Consider the following 23,341-nt stretch of genomic DNA (forward strand, 5'->3'; position numbering starts at 1 on the left):
GTGAACCGTTCACTCCTTGCCGAGTTCCGAGCGGATGAAGTCGAGCAGTTCGTCGTCCGAGGCCGTTGCGAGCCGCGTGTCGACGTCGCCCCCGTCGCCCTCGTCGGCCGCCGGGGCGTCCGCGGTGGCCAGGGTGCGCAGCCGGGCGGCGATCGCGGGGCGTCCCGGGTCCTCCACCGCCAACTCCGCGAGGGCCGCCTCCAGTTGGTCGAGGAGGTCGGGGACTGCCAGGCGTCGCTGGGGGCCTGCCGGGCCGGCGTGGTCGAGCAGGCGGTGTTCCAGCTGCTCGGCCAGGGTCGCCGGGGTGGGGTAGTCGAAGACGAGGGCGGCGGGCAGTGCCAGGCCGGTCGCGGCGGCGAGGCTGTTGCGCAGCTCCACCGCGGTCAGCGAGTCGAACCCGACCTCCCGGAAGGACCTGCGCGGGTCGAGGTTCTGGGCCGAGGGGTAGTCGAGGACCACCGCGGCCCGCGCCCTGACGAGATCCAGCAGGGTCCGGGCACGCTCGGCGGCGGGCAGTGCCGCCAGCCGCTCGGCGTTCCCGGGCCCGAAACCGCCGTCCGGCCCACCTCCCGACCCGCCCGGCCGTTCCTGCGGCGCCGGAACCAGGGTGCGCAGAATCGCGGGCAGGGTACCGGCCACGGCCCGGCCGCGCAGCACATCGGAGTCGGTGCGCAGCGGGACGAGGACGGCTTCGTCGCCCGCCCAGGCCCGGTCGAAGAGATCGAGGCCCTGCCCGGCGTCCAGCGGCAGCACGCCCGCCCGGGCCATGCGCCGCAGATCCACGTCGGCGAGCCGGCCGCCCATGCCGCCGCCGGTTCCCCACAGCCCCCAGGCCAGTGAGGTGGCAGGCAGCCCGTGCGCGCGCCGACGGCGGGCCAGGGCGTCCAGGTAGGCGTTGGCGGCGGCGTAGTTGGCCTGGCCCGCGCCGCCGAGGGTGCCCACCGCGGAGGAGAAGAGGACGAAGTGCGTCAGGTCCAGGTGCCGGGTGAGTTCGTGCAGGTGATGGGCGGCATCAGCCTTGGGCCCGAGGACGGTGTCGACCCGTTCCGGCGTGAGTGCCGTGACGACGCCGTCGTCGACCACGCCCGCGGTGTGGACCACGCCGGTCAGCGGCCTGTCGGCCGGTATCGCCGCGAGGACCGCGGCGAGCGCGTCGCGGTCGCCGACGTCGCAGGCGGCGAAGACGGCCCGGGCACCGGCGCGTTCCAGGTCGGCGGCCAGCTCGTCGGCGCCCGGGGCGTCGCCGCCGCGTCGGCCGACCAGCAGCAGATCCCGTACGCCGTGGTCGGTGGCCAGGTGCCGGGCGACGAGCCCGCCGAGTTCGCCGGTCCCACCGGTGACCAGGACCGTGCCGTGCGCGCGCGGTGCCGGGGCTGACGGCGCGGGCGGCGCCGGTGTCAGCCGCGGGACGAACAACTGACCGTCTCGCAAAGCGAGTTGAGGCTCTCCGGTGCTCATCGCGGTGGCCACCGCCGCTGTCAGGGCGGGCGCGTCGGTGGCGTCGTCGGCGAGGTCGACCAGGATGAAACGGTCGGGGTGTTCGGCCTGGAGCGACAGCAGCAGGCCTTGAACCGCCGCCTGGGCCGGGTCGCCGGTGGTGGCCCCGCTCGTCACGAGGGCGACACGGGAGCCCGAGAGCCGGTCCTGGGCGAGGAGTTCCTGGACGCGGGCGAGCGTGTGGTGGGTGAGGTGCCGTACGGCGGCGGGGTCACCGTCCGCCTCGTCCTGCTCGTCGGGCTCGTCCGGCTCGGTGTCAACCGGCAGGACGATCAGGTCGGTGGCCTCGTCGACGGTCTCCGGCCCGGAGTGGACCTGGGCGGTGTCGGCCGCGTCGGGGAACGCCTTGGCCAGAGCGCCGGCACGGCCCTCCGGCCGACCGAGAACGACCTTGTTCATGCGGGGCGCCGGCTCCGTGACCGCCTCGACCGGCTGCCAGGACAGGGTGTACAGATCCTGCTCGGCGGTGTCGCGGACGTCCTGGTGCCGGGTCGTCTCCAGCCAGTAGGCCTCGTGCTGGAAGGCGTACGTCGGCAGGTCGATCCGACGGGATCCGGCGAGGAACGCCTGCCAGTCCACGGGCACGGAGTTGATGTGCAGGCGGCCGACAGCCGCAGCCAGGGTGCGTGTCTCGTCGCGCCCCTTGCGCAGAGCACCGAGGGCGACGAGGTCGGGTGCGCTCTCCCGGACCATGGCCGCGAGGGAGCCGTCGGGGCCCAGTTCCAGCACGGTGCCCACGTCCTGGGCCTGGACCGCGCGGACGCCGTCGGCGAAGCGGACGGTCGCACGGACATGCCGCACCCAGTACTCGGGGGTGAGCAGTTCCTCGCCCGCGATCTCGCCGGTCACGTTGGACACGAGGGGGACCGTCGGTTCGTGGAAGGCGACCGAGGAGAGCACGTCGGCGAACTCGTCCAGCATCGGTGTCATCAGGCCGGAGTGGAAGGCGTGGCTGACGGCGAGCCGTTTGACCCGGCGGCCGTCGGCGGCGAACCGGTCCGCCAGCGCCCGGACGGCATCCTCGGCCCCGGAAAGCACCACCGACGAGGGTCCGTTCACCGCGGCGACCGACACGTCCGGCGTCTCGGGGATCTCCTGTTCCGCGGCCTCTACCGCCCACATGGCCCCGCCCGGGGGCAGCGCCTGCATCAGTCGGCCGCGCGCGGCGACCACATGGCACGCGTCGGTGAGCGACCACACTCCCGCCACATGTGCGGCGACCAGCTCGCCGAGCGAGTGCCCGAACACCACGTCCGGACGCACGCCCCAGGACTCCGTGAGCCGGAACAGCGCCACTTCCAGTGCGAACAGGGCCGGTTGGGCCCAGCCCGTGGTGTCCAACCCGTCCGCCGGACCGGCGAACACGAACTCCTTCAAGGGGCCCGGCAGCAGCCCGTCGAAGGCCGCGCACACCTCGTCGAAGGCCGCCGCGAACACCGGGAACGCCTCGTACAACTCCCTTCCCATACCGACCCGCTGTGATCCCTGCCCGGAGAACACCAGGCCGAGGCCGCCCGTTGAGGGCTCGTCGGGGGTGACTGTGTCGAGAGTGGCGAGTGCCTGCCGGAGTTCCTCGTGGTCGGCGGCCACCAGGACGGTGGCACTGGGCAGGACGGCCCGGGTGGTGGCGAGGGAGAACGCCAGGTCGTTCAGCCGGATCCCGGGTTCGCGGGACAGGAGTTCGGCGTACCGGTCGGCCTGGGCTCGCAGGGCCGCCGGGTCGTGCGCGGAGACGACGACCGGCATGGCGACCGGGCCGACGGGCTCGGCGCCGGACTCCGACAACTGGGCTTCCTCCTCGGCCTGTTCGAGGATGACGTGGGCGTTGGTGCCACTGATCCCGAACGCCGAGACGCCCGCCCGACGCGGCCGTCCCGTCTCGGGCCACTCCCGCGCCTCGGTCAGCAACTCCACCGAACCCGCCGACCAGTCCACCTCACCCGTGGGCTCGTCCACGTGCAGCGTCGGAGGCAGCACACCCTCCTGAAGGGCCAACACCGTCTTGATCACACCACCCACACCCGCAGCCGCCTGGGTATGGCCCACGTTCGACTTCAACGACCCCAGATACAGCGGCCGTTCACGATCCTGCCCATACGTCGCCAGCAGCGCCTGCGCCTCGATCGGATCCCCCAACCGGGTCCCCGTACCATGCGCCTCCACCGCGTCCACATCCGACGGTGACAACCCCGCACTCGCCAACGCCGCCCTGATCACACGCTGCTGCGAAGGCCCGTTGGGGGCGGTGAGCCCGTTCGACGCACCGTCCTGGTTCACCGCCGAACCCCGCACCACCGCCAGCACCGGATGCCCGTTCCTGCGCGCGTCCGACAGCCGCTCCACCACCAGAACCCCCGCACCCTCGGCGAGGGCGAAACCGTCGGCCGCGGCGGCGAAGGACTTGCTGCGGCCGTCGCGGGCCAGCGCCTGCTGGCGGCTGAAACCGACGAAGGACGCGGGCTCGGACATCACGGTCACGCCGCCCGCGAGCGCGAGGTCGCACTCGTCGGCACGCAGCGCCTGTACGGCGAGGTGCAGGGCGACCAGCGAGGACGAGCACGCCGTGTCGACGGTGACCGCCGGGCCCTCCAGGCCCAGGGTGTACGAGATCCGCCCCGAGGCGACGCTGGCGGCGGCGCCGGTGGCGAAGTAGCCCTCGACATCGCCGGCCGCGTCCAGCAGCCGTGCGGTGTGCCCCTGTTCACTCAGGCCGACATACACGCCGGTACGACTGCCCCGCAGCCCCGACGGATCGATGCCGGCGCGTTCCAGAGCCTCCCAGGAGGTCTCCAGCAGAAGCCGCTGCTGCGGGTCCATGGCCTGTGCCTCGCGCGGCGAGATGCCGAAGAACGCCGGGTCGAAGAGGGCCGCGTCGCCGAGGAAGCCACCGTGGTCGACATAGCTGGACTCGGCGGTGGTGCCGTCGGGGTCGTACAGCCGGTGCAGCGGCCAGCCCCGGTCGGTGGGGAAGGCGGTGATGAGGTCCGCTTCCTCACTGACGGCCCGCCAGAGGTCCTCGGGGGACCCGATGCCGCCGGGAAATCGGCAGCCCATCGCGACGACGGCGACGGGGTCCTCACGGTCGGCGGCCCTGACCACCACGGGTGCCGCGCGGTCCTGCGCGCCGAACAGCCGGTCGCCGAGGCAACCGGCCAGCGCGGTCGGGGTCGGGTGGTCGAAGACGAGCGTGCTGGGCAGCCGTACACCGGTGGCGGCGGCGAGCCGGTTGCGCAGGTCCACGGCGGTGAGCGAGTCGAAGCCCAGTTCCTTGAAGGCCCGTTTGGCGTCGACGGCGTCCGCGCCGGGGTGGCCCAGGACTGCTGCTGCGTGTTCGCGTACCAGGTCGCGCAGGGCGCGGGTGCGCGCCGCCGGGTCCAGGCCGGTCAGGCGGCCGGCCAGGGCGGACGCCGGGGCGTCGGACGTCCGTTCGGCCGCGGCGGAGCGGGACTCGGGGATGTCGTCCAGCAGGTGGCTGGGCCGGCCACTGGTGAAGACCTCGGTGAACCTCTCCCACTCGACATCGGCGAGGATCACCGAGGTCTCGCCGTCGGCGAGGACGGTCCGCAGACCCGCGATCGCGGTCTGCGGGTCGATGACCGGCAGGCCGGTCAGGCGGAGCTGGTCGTAGATCGTGTCGGAGACCATGCCACCGCCCGCCCAGGGGCCCCAGGCGACGGAGAGGGTGGGGACGCCGTCGGCGCTGCGCCGTTCGGCCCGGGCGTCGAGTACGGCGTTACCGGCGGCGTACACGCCGTGGTCGCCGGCGCCCCAGACGGCGGTGATGGAGGAGAAGTAGACGACGGCGTCGAGCTGTTCGGGGTCGAGCACGGCTTCGAGGTTCTCGACGCCGGCGACCTTGGCGGCCAGCACGGTGGCCAGGTCCTCGAACGGGGCCTCGGCGACAGGGCCGAGGACACCGACGCCCGCCGCGTGCACGACGGCACGTATCCGGTCGCCGCCACGTTCGACGTCGGCGAGGGCGGTGGCGAGGGCGGCGCGGTCGTTGGCGTCGCAGGCGACCAGGGTGACTCGTACGCCCGACTCCCCCAGTTCGGCGAGGAGTTCGGCGGCTCCGGGGGCGGTCGCGCCCCGCCTGCTGAGCAGGACCAGATGCTCGGCGCCGTCACGGGCGAGCCAGCGCGCGACATGTGTGCCGAGGGCTCCGGTGCCTCCGGTGACCAGGACGGTGCCGCGTGGGCTCCAGCCTCCCTCCGGGAACGCCGGTGCGGTGGCATGGACGAGTCGGCGGGCGAGGACCCCGGTGGGCCGTAGCGCGACCTGGTCCTCCCTGTCGCCTCCAGCCATGACGGCGAACAACCGCTCGTGGACAGCCGCGTCGACGGTGGCCGGCAGATCGATCAACCCGCCCCAGTGCTGGGGCAGTTCGACGGCGGCGCAGCGCCCGAGCGCCCAGACGGCGGCCTGGGCCGGGTCGGTGGGACCGGCGTCGTCGGCGGTACTCACGGCCCCTCGGGTGAGGCACCACAGCGGGGCGACCGTGCCCGTCCTGACGAGCGCCTGGAAAAGCGCCAGGGTGGCGGCAAGGCCGGTCGGGACCGCAGGGTCGGCCGGGTGCGGGGTGGTGTCGGCGCCGGTGAGGGCGATCACGCCGGTCGGCGCGGCAGCCCGGACGTGCCCGGCGAGGGTGTCGGCGTCGTCGTCCGCGCCCACGGTCAGCAGCACACCGTGTTCGGCGCGCTCCAGCACGGCTGCGGCTACCCCGGCGAGCGCCGGATCGTCACGCAGCGCCGCCGGTACGGCGACCAGCCAGGTGCCGGCCAGCACGGCGGGGGCGGGCGACGGTGTCAGCGGGCGCCAGTCGACGGTGTATCGCCAGGCGTCGACGGCAGTGCGCTCGCGACGCCCCCGACGCCAGGACGAGAGCGCCGGCAGGACAGTACGCAGGGCCGGTTCATCGGCGGGCAGGTGGAGTGCGGCGGCCACGGCACCGACGTCCTGTTTCTCGACGGCCTGCCAGAACTCCTCGTGCGCCGGGTCGGCCAGGGGGGCGCCCGGGAGCGTCTGCGGCCAGATGCGGCGCCGTTGGAACGGATAGGTCGGCAACTCGACCGGGGTACTGGGCGCCTCGGAGCGGTCACCGGCACCGTAGGCCGACGTCCAGTCCACGCGCACACCGCTCACGGCGAGTTCGGCGATCGAGGCGAACATGCGCGCGAGACCACCCTCGCCCCGGCGCAGAGTGCCCACGACGAGCGGCTCGACATCGGCGTGCTCAGCAGTCTCCGCGATGGAGGCGGTCAGCACGGGGTGCGGGCTGATCTCGACGAACACGCGGTGTCCGGCCTCGACGAGACCCCTGACGGTGTCTTCGAGACGGACCGTGGAACGGAGGTTGCGGTACCAGTACTCGGCGTCCAGACCAGCCGTGTCGAGACGTTCGGCAGCGACCGTCGAGTGGAACGGCACATGAGCAGTGGCGGGCGACAACTCGCCCAGCAGGGTGTGGAGTTCATCGCGGATGCCCTCCACCTGAACGGAGTGCGAGGCGTAATCCACGTCGACACGCTTGGCACGAGCACCCCGACCGGTCACCTCCCCGATCACCTCGTCCAAGTCCTCCGGCGCGCCGGCCACCACGACCGAGGAGGGCCCGTTCACCGCAGCCACCTCAACCCGGCCCTCCAGCACCGCAGTCAGACCCCGCACATCGTCAACTGGCAGTTGTACGGACGCCATCCCACCCCGGCCCGACAGCGCGAGAATCGCCTGCGAGCGCAGGGCCACCACGCGGGCACCGTCCTCCAACGACAACGCACCCGCCACCACAGCAGCAGCGATCTCACCCTGCGAATGACCGACAACAGCAGCCGGCTCCACTCCGAACGACCGCCACACCTCCGCCAAGCTGACCATCACCGCCCACAACACCGGCTGAACCACATCCACCCGGCCCAACGCCACCTCATCCGACAACACATCGGTCAACGACCAGTCCACAATCCCCGACAACGCCCGCTCGCACTCCCCCATCCGCGCCCCGAACACCGGAGAGGAACCCAACAACTCCACCGCCATCCCCACCCACTGCGACCCCTGCCCCGGAAACACGAAGACAGGGCCGCGGCCGACCGGTCCGGCAGCGCCAGTGATCACCGCCGGAGCGGTGGCCGTGCCGTCAGCGAGGGCGCGCAGGCCGGTCAGGAGTTCGGTACGGTCGCGGCCGATGACGACCGCACGGTGCTCGAAGAGCGAGCGGCTGTGCAGCAGCGCCTTGCCGACGGAGGGCACGGTGGCGTCGACGTCGGCCGTGTCGAGATGGTCCGCGAGGCGGGTGGCCTGGGCGCGCAGGGCCTCAGGGGTACGAGCGGAGAGAAGCCAGGGGCGAACAACGGGGTCGTCGTCCGTGTCCGCGCGAATCACGGAGTCGGGGTCGTGTTCGAGGATGACGTGGGCGTTGGTGCCGCTCATCCCGAACGCCGACACGGCGGCCCGGCGGGGGCGCCCGGTCTCCGGCCACGGCTGATGTTCCGTCAGCAGCCGTACCGTACCGGCGGACCAGTCCACCTGCCGCGTCGGCTCGTCCACGTGCAGCGTGCGCGGCAACATGCCCTCCCGCAACGCCAGCACCGTCTTGATGACCCCGGCGACACCCGCGGCGGCCATGCTGTGGCCGATGTTGGACTTCAGCGAGCCGAGCCACAGGGGTTGGTCCTCAGGGCGGTCGCGGCCGTACGTCGCCAGCAGGGCCTGCGCCTCGATCGGGTCCCCGAGCCGGGTGCCCGTCCCGTGTGCCTCCACCGCGTCCACGTCGGCGGTCGTCAACCCGGCGCTGGCCAACGCGGCCCGGATCACGCGCTGTTGGGAGGGTCCGTTCGGTGCGGTCAACCCGTTCGACGCGCCGTCCTGGTTCACCGCGGAACCCCGCATCACTGCCAGCACCCGATGACCGTTCCTGCGCGCGTCCGACAACCGCTCCACCACCAGGACGCCGACGCCCTCGGACCAGCCCGTGCCGTCGGCCGTGTCCGAGAACGCCTTGCACCGACCGTCGGCGGCGAGGCCGCCCTGCCGGGCGAACTCCAGGAACCCGCCGAGGGTGTTCATGACGGTGACGCCGCCGGCGAGTGCGAGGTCGCACTCCCCCGCCCGCAGCGCCTGCCCCGCCAGATGCAACGCCACCAGCGACGACGAACATGCCGTATCCACCGTCACCGCCGGACCTTCAAGACCCAGCACATACGACACCCGTCCGGAGACGACGCTACCGGCGGTGCCGGTCATGACGTGGCCTTCGGCCTCGGGGGTGGCGGCGAGCACCTCGGCGTAGTCGGAGCCCGCGATGCCCGCGAAAATTCCGGTGCGGGTGCCTCGCAGCGAGGCCGGGTCGAGACCGGTGTGTTCCAGCGCCTCCCAGGAGGTTTCGAGCAGCAGCCGCTGCTGCGGATCCATGGCCAGCGCCTCGCGCGGCGAGATGCCGAAGAACTCGGCGTCGAAGTCGGCCGCGTCGTGGAGGAATCCGCCGGTGGTCGGGGAACTGCCGTCGACCTGGCGCAGCGCCGCCAGATCCCAGCCGCGGTCGCGGGGGAAGGCGGTCACGGCGTCGCTCGCCGAGGCGACCAGCCGCCAGAGGTCGGCGGGCCCGGTGACGCCGCCCGGATAGCGGCAGGCCATGCCGACCAGGGCCAGCGGTTCGTCCGAGGCGCGGTTGCGCGCGGACACCGGCACGTCGACGCGTTCGCCGTTCAGGTGGGAGACGACCGCCTCGGGGGTCGGGTGGTCGAAGACCAGGGTCGCGGGCAGTGTCAGTCCGCTCTCCTCGGCGAGCCGGTCGCGGAACCGGACGGCGGAGAGCGAGTCGAAGCCGAGTTCCTTGAAGGTGCGGTCCGGCGGAACGGCGTCCGGGGAGGAATGTCCGAGTACGGCGGCCGTGACGCTCCGGACGAGTTCGAGATCCAGCACCGGGTCGGTTCCGGTGGGCCGTTCGGCAGCCGTGGGCCGTGGTTCGGCGGCGGGCCGTGCGGGGCCGAGCAGGGGGCCGCCTGTACCGGCGGTGGCTGGCAGCCAGAAGCGGTCACGTCGGAACGGGTACGTCGGCAGGTCCACCCGGGGCCCGCCGGCGGGCCCGAGCACGGCAGTCCAGTCGACGGCGACCGAACGGACGTGGAGTTCCCCGAGGGCGGTCAGCAGAGCCGTCGGCTCGTGCTGGTCGCGTGGCAGGGAGGCGACGAGGGCGGGGGCGGTCACCACGTCCGGGAGGCAGTCGCGGGCCAGCACGCTGAGGACTCCGCCGGGGCCGAGTTCCAGGCAGGCGGCGACGCCGAGTTCACCCAGCAGGCGGACGCCGTCGTGGAACCGTACGGTCTCGCGGACGTGCCGCACCCAGTAGTCGGGTGAGCGGAGTTGGTCCTCGCCGGCGAGGGCGCCGGTGACGTTGGAGACGACGGGGATGCGCGGCGCGTGGAACGTCAGGCTCTCGGCGGTCTCGCGGAACCGGTCCAGCATCGGTTCCATCAGCGGGGAGTGGAAGGCGTGGCTGACCTGGAGGCGGCGGGTGCGCAGCCCGCGTTCCGCGCAGAGCGCGGCCGTGGTGTCGACGGCGCCGGCCGGGCCGGAGAGCACGGTGGCGCGGGGGCCGTTGACCGCGGCGACCGCGAGCAGACCGGCGGTTCCGCTCGCGTCGAGGAGGGCGGGTACGTCGTCCTCGACGATCTCCACGGCGAGCATGGCACCGCCTGCGGGGAGCGCTTGCATGAGCGTGGCGCGGGCGCCGACCAGGGTGCACGCGTCGTCGAGGGAGAGCACTCCGGCGACGTGCGCGGCGGCGAGTTCGCCGATGGAGTGGCCGAGCAGGTAGTCCGGGGTCAGACCCCAGTGTTCGAGGAGCCGGTAGAGGGCGACCTCGAAGGCGAACAGGGCGGTCTGCGTGTACGCGGTCCGGCCGAGCAGTTCGTCGGAGGCGAGGGCTTCCTCCAGCGGCAGGTCCAGGTGCGGGTCCAGCCGGCCGCGTACGGCGTCGAACGCCTCGGCGAACACCGGGTGGGCGTCGTACAGTCCGCGCCCCATGCCGGCCCGTTGGGCGCCCTGGCCCGTGAAGAGGAAGGCGAGCGGTCCGGCGGGGGCCTCGGTGCCACGCACCACCCGGGCGTCGGGGCGGCCGTGCGCGAGGGCGTCGAGTCCGGCACGGAGTTCCTCGCGTCCGGTGGCCACGACGACGGCTCGGTGCGTGAAGCGGGTCCGTGTCGCGGCGAGGGCCCGCGCGACCGGCAGCGGTGCGGGGGCCTTTGGGGGCTCGACGAAGTCGCGCAGCCCTCCGGCCCGGGCGCGCAGCGCTTCGAGGTCACGGGCGGAGAGAAGCAGGGCCACGGGGGTGTCCGCGCCGGAAGTGCCAAAGGTGCCGGAAGGCTGGGAGCCCTCGACGGGAACCCCGTCGTCGGGTGCCTGTTCCAGGATCACGTGCGCGTTGGTTCCGCTGATCCCGAAGGACGACACACCCGCCCGACGCGGACGCCCGGTCTCCGGCCACGCCCGTTCCTGCGTCAGCAGCTCCACCGCACCGGACGACCAGTCCACCTCAGGCGTCGGCTGTGCCACGTGCAGCGTGCGCGGCAGTATCCCTTCCCGCAGTGCCATCACCGTCTTGATCACACCACCGGCGCCCGCCGCAGCCTGCGTATGACCGATGTTCGACTTGAGGGAACCCAGCCACAGCGGCTGTCCCTCGGGCCGGTCCTGGCCGTACGCCGCGAGCAGGGCCTGCGCCTCAACGGGGTCGCCGAGCCGAGTGCCCGTGCCGTGGGCCTCGACGGCGTCGATCTGGGCGGGGCTGAGCCCCGCGTCGGCGAGGGCCGCGCGGATGACGCGTTGCTGGGACGGGCCGTTGGGGGCGGTCAGGCCGTTGGAGGCGCCGTCCTGGTTGACGGCGGTGCCACGCACCACGGCGAGCACGGGCTGGTTCTCCCGCCGCGCGTCGGACAGCCTGCGCAGGACGAGGACGGCGACGCCCTCGCCCCAGCCGGTGCCGTCGGCCGCGTCCGCGAAGGACTTGCAGCGGCCGTCACCGGCGAGGCCGCCCTGGAGCAGGAACTCCTCGTACAGCCCGGGGTTGGCCATCACGGCCGCGCCGCCGACCAGGGCGAGGGAGCATTCCCCGGCGCGCAGTGCGCGGGTGGCGAGGTGCAGGGCGACCAGGGAGGACGAGCAGGCCGTGTCGACCGTCAGGGCCGGGCCTTCGAGGCCGTAGAAGTAGGAGAGGCGGCCGGAGGCGACGCTGCTGGTGGTGCCGGTGAGGACATGGCCCTCGACCTCGCGCAGCGCCTCGGCGTCCTGCGGTCCGTACTTCTGGTCGGCCATGCCGATGAAGACACCGCCGTCGGTGCCCTTGAGAGCGGCCGGGTCGAGGCCGGAGCGCTCGACGGCCTCCCACGACGTTTCGAGGAGCAGCCGCTGCTGCGGGTCCATCGCCAGCGCCTCGCGAGGTGAGACACCGAAGAACTCGGCGTCGAACTCGGCAGCACCGGCCAGGAATCCGCCTTCGAGGCGGACTCCGGCAGAGGCCAGTCCGTCGGTGCGCCAGCCCCGGTCGGCGGGGAACGCGCCGACGGCGTCCCGGCCCTCACGGACCAGGTCCCACAGATCCTCGGGGTCGTTCACCCCGCCGGGGAAGCGGCAGGCCATCGACACGATCGCCACGGGTTCCCGGTGCCCCGCCTCCAGTTCCTGCAGCCGCTTGCGGGTGCGCTGAAGGTCGGCGGTCACCCGCTTGAGGTAGTCAACAACCTTGTCGTCGTTCGCCACAGGTACTCCGATTCAACCGAACGGTACGGGGGTCAGGTGAGGTCGCCGAACTGGCTGTCGATATAGGCGAGAACCTCGTCGGCGCTGGCCGCGCTGAGCGCGACGTCGTCGGCGGGGTCGGTCGCGGCGGACGTCGTCGATGCGTCGAGACGGTGCAGGATCCGGCGCAGGCGGTCGGCCACCTCGGCATGTGCCGGGTGGTCGGGCAGCAGTGCTTCCGCTGCCGTCTCCAGCCGGTCGAGGTCGCGCCGTAGCAGTTCCTCGGGGCCGGGTCCGGCGGGTACCGCCTGCCGGAGCAGGTGCTCGGCGAGGGCCACGGGCGAAGGGTGGTCGAAGATCAGTGTCGCCTGGGCCGCGAGCCCGGTCGCCACCCGGAGCTGGTTGCGCAGTTCCACGGCGGTGAGGGAGTCGAAGCCCTGGTCCTTGAACGCCTGGTCGGGGTCGACCTCGGCGGCGTCGGCATGCCCCAGGACCTGGGCGGTGCGGTCCAGGACCAGGCCGAGGACGTACGTGTGGCGTTCCTCCTCGGGCAGCGCGGCGAGCCGGGCGGTGAAGTCGGCGCCGGGTTCGGGGAGTTGGCGTACGGCGGCTGCCGCGCGGCGCGGCACCGGGCCGGCGAGTTCCCGCAGGAGCACGGGGACCGGCTGGTCCCGGTACCGGGCGCGCAGGGCGGCGGGGTCGAGCGGGGCGGCTGTCACGGTGGCCGTCGGAATGGTGAGCGCGGTGTCGAACAGGGCGAGGGCGCGTGCGGTGGGGAGCGGCGCGGTACCGGTACGGCGCAACCGCTCCCGGTCGCGCTCGCCGAGTGCCGCGGTCATGCCGCTGTTCTCCTCCCACAGTCCCCAGGCGATGGAGACGGCGGGCAGTCCGTCGGCCGTGCGCCGTTCGGCGAGGGCGTCGAGATAGGCGTTGGCGGCACAGTAGTTGGCCTGTCCGGCGGCGCCGAAGGTGGCGGAGGCGGAGGAGAAGAGCACGAAGTGGTGCAGGTCCAGGCCGCGGGTGAGTTCGTGCAGGTGCCGGGCGCCGTGGGCCTTGGCGTGCAGAACGGGGTCGAGGCGGTCGGGGGTGAGGGAGGTCAGGACGCCGTCGTCGACCGTGCCGGCGCAGTGCACGATGCCGGTGAGCCGGTGGCCGTCGGCGGCGAGCCGGTCCAGCAGGGCGGACACGGCCGCCCGGTCGCCGATGTCGCAGGCGGCGACCTGCGCTGTGGCCCCGGCCGCCGCGAGGTCGGCGAGCAGCTCGGGGACCCCGGGAGCGTCCGTACCGGATCGTGAGGTGAGAACGAGGCGGCGTACGCCGTGCCGCCCGGCCAGATGGCGGGCGACGCGGGCGCCCAGGGTGCCGGTTCCGCCGGTGACGAGGACCGTGTCGTCGTGGGCGGGCGGTGGGTTGAGAACGAGGACCGCTTTGCCGACGAGCCGGGCCTGGGCGACGGCGCGGAAGGCTTCGGGTGCCCTGCGGATGTCCCAGGTGGTGACGGGAGGCGGGACGAGAACGCCGGCGGCGAACAGTTCGGTCAGTTCACCGAGCATCTCCTGGATGCGGTCAGGTCCGGCGTCACCGAGGTCGAAAGCGCGGTAGTACACGCCGGGGTGGTCGGCGGCGACCCGGTCGGGGTCCCGTACGTCGGTCTTGCCGATCTCGACGAACTGGCCGCCGCGCGGAAGGAGTTCGAGGGAGGCATCGGCGAACTCGCCGGCGAGCGAGTTCAGGACCACGTCCATGCCCCGGCCGCCGGTGGACGACAGGAACCGTTCGCGGAATCCGGTGTCGCGGGAGTCGGCGACGTGCGCGGCGTCGAGGCCGGCCGCGTGCAGCGCGGGCTGTTTGGCCGTGCTGGCGGTGGCGAAGACCTCGGCACCCAGGTGTCGGGCGAGCTGGACGGCGGCGCTGCCGACCCCGCCGGCCCCGGCGTGCACCAGGACGCGTCGGCCGGGCTCCACTCCGCCGAGGTCGCGAAGCCCGTACCAGGCGGTCAGGCAGGCCACGGGGGCTGCGGCGGCAGCGGCGAACGTCCAGTCGTCGGGCACGGGGGCGAGCAGCCGGTGGTCGGTGACGGCCGTGGGCGAGAACGCGCCGTCGAGCAGGCCCATCACACGGTCGCCGGGTGCGAACCGGGTGGCGCCCGGCCCGGCCTCCAGGACGACTCCCGCGCCTTCGATGCCCAGTTCGGCCTGCCCGGGATACATGTCGAGGGCGATCAGGGTGTCCCGGAAGTTCACTCCGGCGGCACGGACGGCGATCCGGACCTCGCCGGGCGCCAACTCCCGTTCCCCCGGCCGGTCGTTCACCAGCGCGAGGTCGCTGATCGAGCCACGTCGGGTGGCGTCCAGACGCCAGGGGCCGACCGGCACCTCCAGCGGCGGACCGTCCGTCGCGCGCACCAGCCGTCGGCCGTGGAAGCGACCGGCACGGACGGCGAGATCGGGTTCGCCGTACGCCAGAACCGTTGCGGGGGACGGCAGTTCACCGTCGGTGTCCACCAGGACGAAGCGGCCGGGGTGTTCGGCCTGAGCGGCGCGGACCAGTCCGGCCACGGCGGCGTGGGCGAGCGCCTCGTGCGGGTCACCGACGTCCCGCCGGACCCCGGTCAGCAGGCCCGGTGCGCGCACTGCCGCGGCCCCGCGGGTGACGACCACGAGGGGTGTGTCGGCGTACCGCTCGTCGGCCAGCCACGCCTGGAGCACCCGCAGGACGAAGTCGGTGACGTCCGCGACGTCGCCGGGCGGGCAGCACACTGTCACGGCGTCGGGGTCGCCGTCCAGTCGGACGAGGTCGGGGTGTCCGTCGACATCGAGCGACAGCAGGACCGGCTCGGCGTGTGCGGTTTCCCCGGTCTCCCCGGCGGGCTGCAGTGCCGTCCACTCGATCCGGAAGAGGGCGTCGCGGTCCGGGGCGGTGGCGCCTGGCAGGCGGTCCGGCGTCACCTCACGAAGCACCAGCCCGTCGACGGTGACGACGGGGCCCCCTTCGACGTCCACCGCTGTCAGGGCGACAGTCCCGTCCGCGCTCCGGCTCAGGCGGACGCGCAGAGCGTCCGCGCCGCTCGCGTGGACCTGGACGCCGGTCCAGGTGAAGGGCAGCCGGGCCGGGGTGCCGGCCGGCAGGTCCACGCCCAGGGCGTGCAGGGCGGCGTCCAGCAGAGCGGGGTGCACGGTGTACGCCCCGGCCGACGTCCGCTCCTCCTCGGGCAGCTCCACCTCGGCGAACAGCACCTCCGGCGTTTCCTCGGAGCGCAGCACCGAGCGCAGGCCCTGGAACGAGGGCCCGTAGTCGAAGCCGGCCTCGATCAGGCCGGGATAGAAACCGTCGAGCGGCACCCGTGTACCGGCGGCGGCCGGAGGCCAGGGCACGAGCGGAACGGCGTCCGCCTGCCGGTCCGGCGCCGGCGCGAGTGCGCCCTCGGCGTGCCGGGTCCACTCGGGGTCGTCATCCGCCGAACCATCGGTGGCGGGACGGGAGTAGACAGCGACGGTACGCCGTCCCGCCCCGTCGGGCGCGCCGACGACGAGTTGCAGATCGGATGCCACGTCACCCCCGATCGCCAGCGGGGTGTACAGGGTCAGTTCGGCCAGCTCCGGGCAGCCGAGCCGTTGTCCGGCCCAGCAGGCCAGGTCCACGAACGCGGTGCCGGGCAGCAGGACGGTACCGAGTACGGTGTGGTCCGCCAGCCAGGGATGCGTGGCCGAGGCGAGCCTGCCGGTGGCGATCGCCTCGCCGCCCGAGGCCGCGACGAGCCAGGTGTCGAGGAGCGGATGGCCGGCTGCCCTGAGCCCTACGGCGGCCAGTGTGTCGGCGGCAGGCGCACCGGCGGTCGCGGGCCAGTAGCGACGGCGCTGGAAGGCGTACGTCGGCAGGCCGACACAGCGGGCGCCGGTACCGGCGAACACCGCCGACCAGTCGACCTGCACGCCCCGGACATGCGCCTGCGCCAGAGCGGACAGCAGCGCGCCCGCCTCGGCCCGGTCCCGCCGCAGCACCGGCACGCCCACGAGGTCCGGCTCGGTCGCCTCGACCATCGGCACCAGCGAACCCTCGGGGCCCAGCTCCAGGACCGTACCGACACCCTGGGCGCGCAGGGTACGCACGCTGTCGGCGAACCGGACCGTGGCGCGGACGTGCCGCACCCAGTACTCCGGGGAGCACAGCTCCTCCCCCGCGACCTCGCCGGTCACGTTCGACACGACGGGGACGACGGGCTCCACGAACTCCACCTGTTCCAGGACCTCGGCGAACTCGGCGAGCATCGGCTCCATCAGAGAGGAGTGGAAGGCGTGGCTGACGGCAAGGCGTTTGACCCGGCGGCCCTCGGCGGCGAACCGGTCCGCCACCACCCGCACCGCCGGCTCGCCGCCGGACAGCACCAATGACGACGGCCCGTTCACCGCGGCCACCGACACCTCCGGCAGGTGGCCGATCTCGGTCTCGTCCTCCGACGCCTCGACGGCCCACATCGCACCGCCCGACGGCAACGCCTGCATCAGCCGCCCGCGGGCGGCCACCACCCGGCAGGCGTCGGCGAGCGACCACACCCCGGCCACGTGTGCGGCGACCAGTTCGCCGAGCGAATGTCCCAGCAGGACGTCCGCCCGCACCCCCCACGACTCCAGCAACCGGAACAGCGCCACTTCCACGGCGAACAGCGCGGGTTGGGCCAGTCCGGTGCCCTCCATACGGTCGGCCGGCCCGTCGAAGACCGACTCCTTCAACGGCCCCGGCAGCAGCCCGTCGAAGGCCGCGCACACCTCGTCGAAGGCCGCCGCGAACACCGGGAACGCCTCGTACAACTCCCTTCCCATACCGACCCGCTGCGATCCCTGCCCGGAGAACACCACCGCCAGGTCGCCCTGTGTGGCCAACCCCGTGACGATGCCCGGGTGTTGACGGCCCGCGGCCAGCGCGTCGAGGGCGCCGCGAAGAGTTTCCTCGTCCGTGACCACCACGGCGGCACGGTGGTCGAGAGCGGCACGATGGGCCGCCAGCGTCAGGCCGATGTCCTGGAGGGCGGGAGCCTTCTTCACACTGTCCAGGAAGTCCCGCAGACGCCCCGCCTGCGCGCGCAGGGCCGCCGGGCCCCGGCCGGACAGCAGCAACGGCACGGCGGGCAGGGCCCGTTCGGCGTCCGCCAGCGGCGCATCCTGACGGTCCCGCGGGGCCTGTTCGAGGATGACGTGGGCGTTGGTGCCACTGATCCCGAACGCCGAGACGCCCGCCCGACGCGGCCGTCCCGTCTCGGGCCACTCCCGCGCCTCGGTCAGCAACTCCACCGAACCCGCCGACCAGTCCACCTCACCCGTGGGCTCGTCCACGTGCAGCGTCGGAGGCAGCACACCCTCCTGAAGGGCCAACACCGTCTTGATCACACCACCCACACCCGCAGCCGCCTGGGTATGGCCCACGTTCGACTTCAACGACCCCAGATACAGCGGCCGTTCACGATCCTGCCCATACGTCGCCAGCAGCGCCTGCGCCTCGATCGGATCCCCCAACCGGGTCCCCGTACCATGCGCCTCCACCGCGTCCACATCCGACGGTGACAACCCCGCACTCGCCAACGCCGCCCTGATCACACGCTGCTGCGAAGGCCCGTTGGGGGCGGTGAGCCCGTTCGACGCACCGTCCTGGTTCACCGCCGAACCCCGCACCACCGCCAGCACCGGATGCCCGTTCCTGCGCGCGTCCGACAGCCGCTCCACCACCAGAACCCCCGCACCCTCACCCCAGCCCGTGCCGTCGGCGCCGTCCGCGAACGCCTTGCACCGCCCGTCGGCGGCGAGACCGCCCTGCCGGGCGAAGGACTCGTACGCGGTGGTGGTCGCCATGACGGCGGCGCCGCCCACGAGGGCGAGGCCGCACTCGCCGTCACGCAGGGCGCGGGCGGCCGAGTGGAGGGCGACGAGCGAGGAGGAGCAGGCCGTGTCGACGGTGACCGCCGGACCCTCCAGGCCGAGGGTGTAGGAGATGCGGCCGGAGGCCACGCTGCCCACCGAACCGGTGAGGGCGTAGTCCTTGCCCTCCTCGGTGGTGATGGCCACCGTGCCGTAGTCGAAGTTGCCCGCGCCGACGAAGACGCCCGTGCGGCTGCCACGCAGGGACAGCGGATCGATGCCGGCGCGTTCCAGAGCCTCCCAGGAGGTTTCCAGCAGCAGGCGCTGCTGCGGGTCCATGGCCAGTGCCTCGCGCGGCGAGATGCCGAAGAACGCGGCGTCGAAGTCGGCGAGGTCGTGGAGGAACCCGCCTTCCGTCGTGGGCACGGAGTCGGTGGCGCGCCAGCCCCGGTCGACCGGGAAGCCGGTGATGCCATCGCGGCCCTCGGCGACCAGCCGCCACAGGTCCTCGGGTGAACGCACCTCGCCGGGATAACGGCAGGCCATGGCGACGACGACCACCGGGTCGTCCGCGGGCCGCGCGGCGGCCGGTACCGGGTCCGACTTGGCAGCGGGCGGCCCGGTGAGCAGGCGGGTGCGTAGTTCGGCGGCGACCGCGGCCGGGGTGGGATGGTCGAAGGCGAGGGTGGTGGGCAGCCGCAGACCGGTGTCGGTGGCGAGCCGGTTGCGCAGGTCCACGGCGGTGACCGAGTCGAGGCCGAGGTCACGGAAGGCGTCAAAGGTGCCGACCGCGTCGGGGCTCTGGTGGCCGAGGGCGGTGGCTGCGGCGGATCGTACGAGGTTCAACAGAAGTCGGTCGCGGTCCCGGTCGGTGAGCCCGGTGAGCCGCTCGGCGAGCGCGGAGACGGCCGTCGGCACCGTTCCGGCGGGCGGCGTCGGAAGAGCTGCTTCGGGGATGTCGTCGAGGAGCGGGCGACGGCGGGCGAGTGTGAACCCGGTCGCGAACGCCTGCCAGTCCATGTCGCTGACGGTGAGCTGGGGCTCGCCCGCGCCCACGGCGTCGAACAGGGCGGTGAGCGCGGTCCTCGGGGCCATGGCACGTAGGCCGATCCGGTCGAACACGCGCTGCGTCTTGACGTCGACCATGCCGCCGTCGGCCCAACTGCCCCAGGACACGCAGGTGGCGGGCAGGCCGCGGGCGCGGCGCCGGGCGGCCAGGGCGTCAAGGTGGGCGTTGGCCGCCGCGTAGGCGCCCTGGCGGGCGCCGCCCCAGACGGCGGCAGCGGAGGAGAACAACACGAAGGCGTCAAGGTCGTGGTCGCGGAGGAGTTCGTCGAGGTGGCGGGCGCCGTCCACCTTGCCTGCGGCGGTGGCGGCGAGGTCGGCGGGGGTGAGAGCGGAGAATCGGGCGAGGCTGCTGACGCCGGCCGCGTGCACTACAGCGGTGAGGGGATGTGCGGCGGGGATCGCGGCAAGGACGGACGCCAGCGCCTCGCGGTCCGCCACGTCGCAGGCGGCGACGGTCACCTCGGCACCGGACTGCCGTAGTTCGGCGGCGAGTTCGGCGGCCCCAGGGGCGTCCGGTCCGCGTCGTCCGGTCAGTACGAGATGGCGGGCGCCCTCGCGGGCGAGGCGACGCGCGACATGGGCGCCCAACGCGCCCGTGCCGCCGGTGATCAGGACCGAGCCGCCGGGTTTCCAGGCGGCTCCGCCGACACGTGGGGCACGGGTCAGGCGGCGGACCCGGGGGCCCGTCTCACGCAGCGCCCACTCCTGTTCGTCACCGGGAGCGGCCAGTACGGCGCACAGCGCGTCGGCGTCGGCCGGGGCGAGCCGCGGGGGCAGGTCGATCAACCCGCCCCACATCGCCGGGGTCTCCATGCCGACCACGCGGCCGAGCCCCCACACCTGGGCCTGCTCGGGGCAGGGACCGTTCGGATCGTCGAAGCCGTCGTGGGCGGCGACCGCCCCCCGGGTCAGGCACCACAGCGGTGCGGTGCCGTCGGTGTCCGCCACCGCCTGGGCTGCGGTCAGGGTGGCGGCGACGCCCGCGGGCACGGTCGGGTGGCCGGGGTGGGGGCGGGTGTCGGTGCCGAGGACGGAGACGATTCCGGTGGCCGAGGCGTGACCGGCCAGCAGCGCGGCGAGTTCCGCGCGGCCTGTGTCGGGTCCGACGCCGATCCGGTGGACGTGGGCGGCGCCGTGCCCGGTCAGGGCGTCGGCCACCCAGTCACCGAGATCACCGGTGGATTCCGGTTCCACCAGCACCCAGTCGCCGGTGAGCGGGGCCGGCCCCAGCACGGGGACAGGTACCGGTTTCCAGGTGACGCGGTAGCGGTTGCGGTCGGCGGCGACGCCGTCACGGGCTCGCTCGCGCCAGGTGGCCAGGGCGCGAACGGTCACGTCGAGCGCCTCGTCCGCCGGTACGCCGATCTGGTCGGCCACCGATGCCGTGTCGCCCCGGCCGACGGCCTCCCACAGGGCGGTCGACGCCGGGTCGTCGGTGGCGGTCGGGGCCGGCCTGTCCAGCCAGTGGCGCGTGCGCTGGAAGGCGTACGTGGGCAGTTCGACGCGGCGGGCGCCACAACCGGCGAGGAGTCGGCTCCAGTCGACGGTGGCACCGTGCGCGTACGCCTCGGCCAGTGCCTCGGTGAACCGTTCGGGCCGGCCGCCCGGGCCACGGCGCAGTGTGCCCAGGACGGTGGTCGCGGGCGTGCCCGGCGTTTCGCCGTCGGCCGCGGAGTCGAGGGTGTCCTGGATGGCGTGGACGAGTACGGGGTGCGGGCTGACCTCGATGAAGAGGGTGTGCCCGTCGTCGAGCAGGGCCCGGGTGGTCTCCTCGAAGCGGACGGTGTGGCGCAGGTTGCGGTACCAGTAGCCGGCGTCGAGCCCAGTGGTGTCGAGGCGGCCGGCGGTGAGCGCCGAGTAGAAGGCGGTCGGGGCGTGGCGCGGGCGGACGGGGGCCAGGAGCTCGGCGAGCTCCTGCTCGATCGAGGTCACCTGCGAGGAGTGCGACGCGTAGTCGACGGCGACGCGTTTGACGCGGACGTCGTCGTGTTCGCAGCCCGCCATCAGCTCGTCGAGGGCATCGGGTTCACCGGCGACGACGACCGAAGCGGGTCCGTTGACCGCCGCGAGGTCGATCTGGCAGGTCAGGGCAGCGAGGCGGTCCCGTACGGCGGTCTCCGGCTCGGCGACCGACACCATGCCGCCCCTGCCGGACAGGGCGATCAGCGCCCGGGAGCGCAGCGCGATGACCCTGGCACCGTCCTCGATGCTCAGCCCGCCGGCCACGACGGCGGCGGCGATCTCCCCCTGGGAGTGGCCCACGACGGCGTCGGGACGTACCCCGCAGGAGGCCCACAGCTCGGCCAGCGACACCATGACCGCCCACAGCACCGGCTGGATCACGTCGACGCGGCTCAGGGCGTCGGCGGCGTCCGGGGCGCGCAGGACATCGGTGAGCGTCCAGTCGACGAACGGCGCGAGGGCCGCCTCGCACTCGGCCATGCGGCGGGCGAACACCGGTGAGGCGTCCAGCAGGTCCACCGCCATGCCGGGCCACTGGGAGCCCTGGCCGGGGAAGACGAGGACGGTGCGGGTGGTGCCCGGGGCGGTGCCCCGTACGACGCCCTGCGGTGTGGCGCCGTCGGCGGCCCGCGCCAGGAGGGCCAGCAGTTCGTCGCGGTCCGGTGCGAGGGCCACCGCGCGATGTTCCATCGCCGTCCGGGTGGTCGTCAGCGTCCACGCGACGTCGGCCGCCGAGGTGTCGGGCGCGGTGGTCGTGAGGTGTCGGTGCAGGGTTCCGGCCTGGGCCCGCAGGGCGGGTTCGGAGCGGGCGGTGAGCGGCCAGGGCAGGAGGTGCGGGGTGGTGAAGGGCAGTGGGGTGCCGGCTGTCTCCGGGACCCCGGGGGTGTCGTCGTCCGACGGGGCTTCGACGATGACGTGGGCGTTGGTGCCGCTGATCCCGAACGACGACACACCGGCCCGGCGCGGACGCCCCGTCCGAGGCCACCGCTGGTCCTCCGCCAGCAGCCGGACGGCACCGGTGGACCAGTCGACCTCGTGGGTGGGTTCGGCCACGTGCAGGGTCCTGGGCAGGATTCCGTGCCGCATCGCCATGACTGTCCTGATGATCCCGGCGACGCCCGCAGCGGCCTGGGTGTGACCGATGTTCGACTTCAACGAGCCGAGATACAGCGGCTGTTCGCGGCCTTGTCCGTACACCGCGAGCAGCGCCTCTGCCTCGATGGGGTCGCCGAGGCGAGTGCCGGTGCCATGTGCCTCGACCGCGTCCACCTCGGCTGCCGTCAGTCCGGCGTCGGCGAGCGCGGCCCGGATGACCCGCTCCTGAGCGGGGCCGCTGGGCGCGGTGAGACCGTTGGAGGCGCCGTCCTGGTTCACGGCGGTACCCCGTACGACGGCCAGCACCGGATGCCCGTTGCGCCGCGCGTCGGACAGCCGCTCGACCAGCAGCAGTCCCGCGCCCTCGGACCAGCCCGTGCCGTCCGCGCCGGCGCCGAAGGCCTTGCAGCGGCCGTCCGCCGCGAGTCCGCCCTGCCGTTCGAAGCTGAGGAACATACCGGGGGTGGGCAGCACGGCCACCCCGCCCGCCAGGGCGAGGTCGCAGTCGCCTCGGCGCAGCGCGCCCGCGGCCAGGTGCAGGGCGACCAGGGAGGACGAGCAGGCGGTGTCCACGGTCACCGCCGGGCCCTCGAAGTCGAAGGTGTAGGCGACACGGCCGGTGGCGACGCTCGCGGTGGTGCCGGTGAGGACGTGTCCGCCGATGTCGTCAGCGGCTTCGTCGAGCCGTGGTCCGTAGTCCTGGGCGACGAGTCCGGCGAACACACCGGTGCGTTTGGCCGCGGGTGACCGGGGGTCGATCCCGGCACGTTCGAAGGCCTCCCAGGCGGTCTCCAGGAGCAGCCGCTGCTGCGGGTCCATGGCGGCGGCCTCGCGCGGCGAGATGCCGAAGAACGCGGCGTCGAAGGAGGCGATGTCGGACAGGAAGCCGCCGGGGTAGCTGACGTCCCAGCCGCGGTCGGCGGGTACCTCGCCGACCGCGTCACGGCCCGATGCCACCAGGTCCCACAGCAGTTGGGGCGAGTCCGCGCCGCCGGGCAGCCGGCAGCCGATACCGACAATGGCGACGGGCTCGTGCGCGCTCGCCTCCGAGCGCTGCAGCCGCCCCCGGGTCTCGTGCAGTTCGGCCGTGACGCGCTTGAGGTACTCGACCAGCTTCTCTGTTTCAGCCATGTCCC

At 73.5% G+C, this 23,341-nt stretch carries 2 protein-coding genes; both read right to left on the bottom strand.

Features of this window, described 5'->3' with window-relative positions:
- Positions 1-9: 9 nt before the first annotated feature.
- Positions 10-12,252, bottom strand: coding sequence for a type I polyketide synthase (locus G3I71_RS39915; RefSeq protein ID WP_164322911.1), 12,243 nt, complete (start codon positions 12,250-12,252; stop codon positions 10-12).
- 32 nt (positions 12,253-12,284) lie between these two features.
- The gene (locus G3I71_RS39920; protein WP_164322913.1) at positions 12,285-23,336 is read right to left on the bottom strand and encodes a type I polyketide synthase; all 11,052 of its coding nucleotides are present in this window, start codon (positions 23,334-23,336) and stop codon (positions 12,285-12,287) included.
- Between the last annotated feature and the right edge of the window lie 5 nt (positions 23,337-23,341).

This window comes from Streptomyces sp. SID12501 (genome assembly GCF_010550245.1).
Lineage (GTDB): Bacteria > Actinomycetota > Actinomycetes > Streptomycetales > Streptomycetaceae > Streptomyces.

Bases quoted from the DNA above. Each gene is read 5' to 3' on its own strand.
- G3I71_RS39920 (WP_164322913.1), bottom strand. From the start codon at position 23,336: ATGGCTGAAACAGAGAAGCTGGTCGAGTACCTCAAGCGCGTCACGGCC.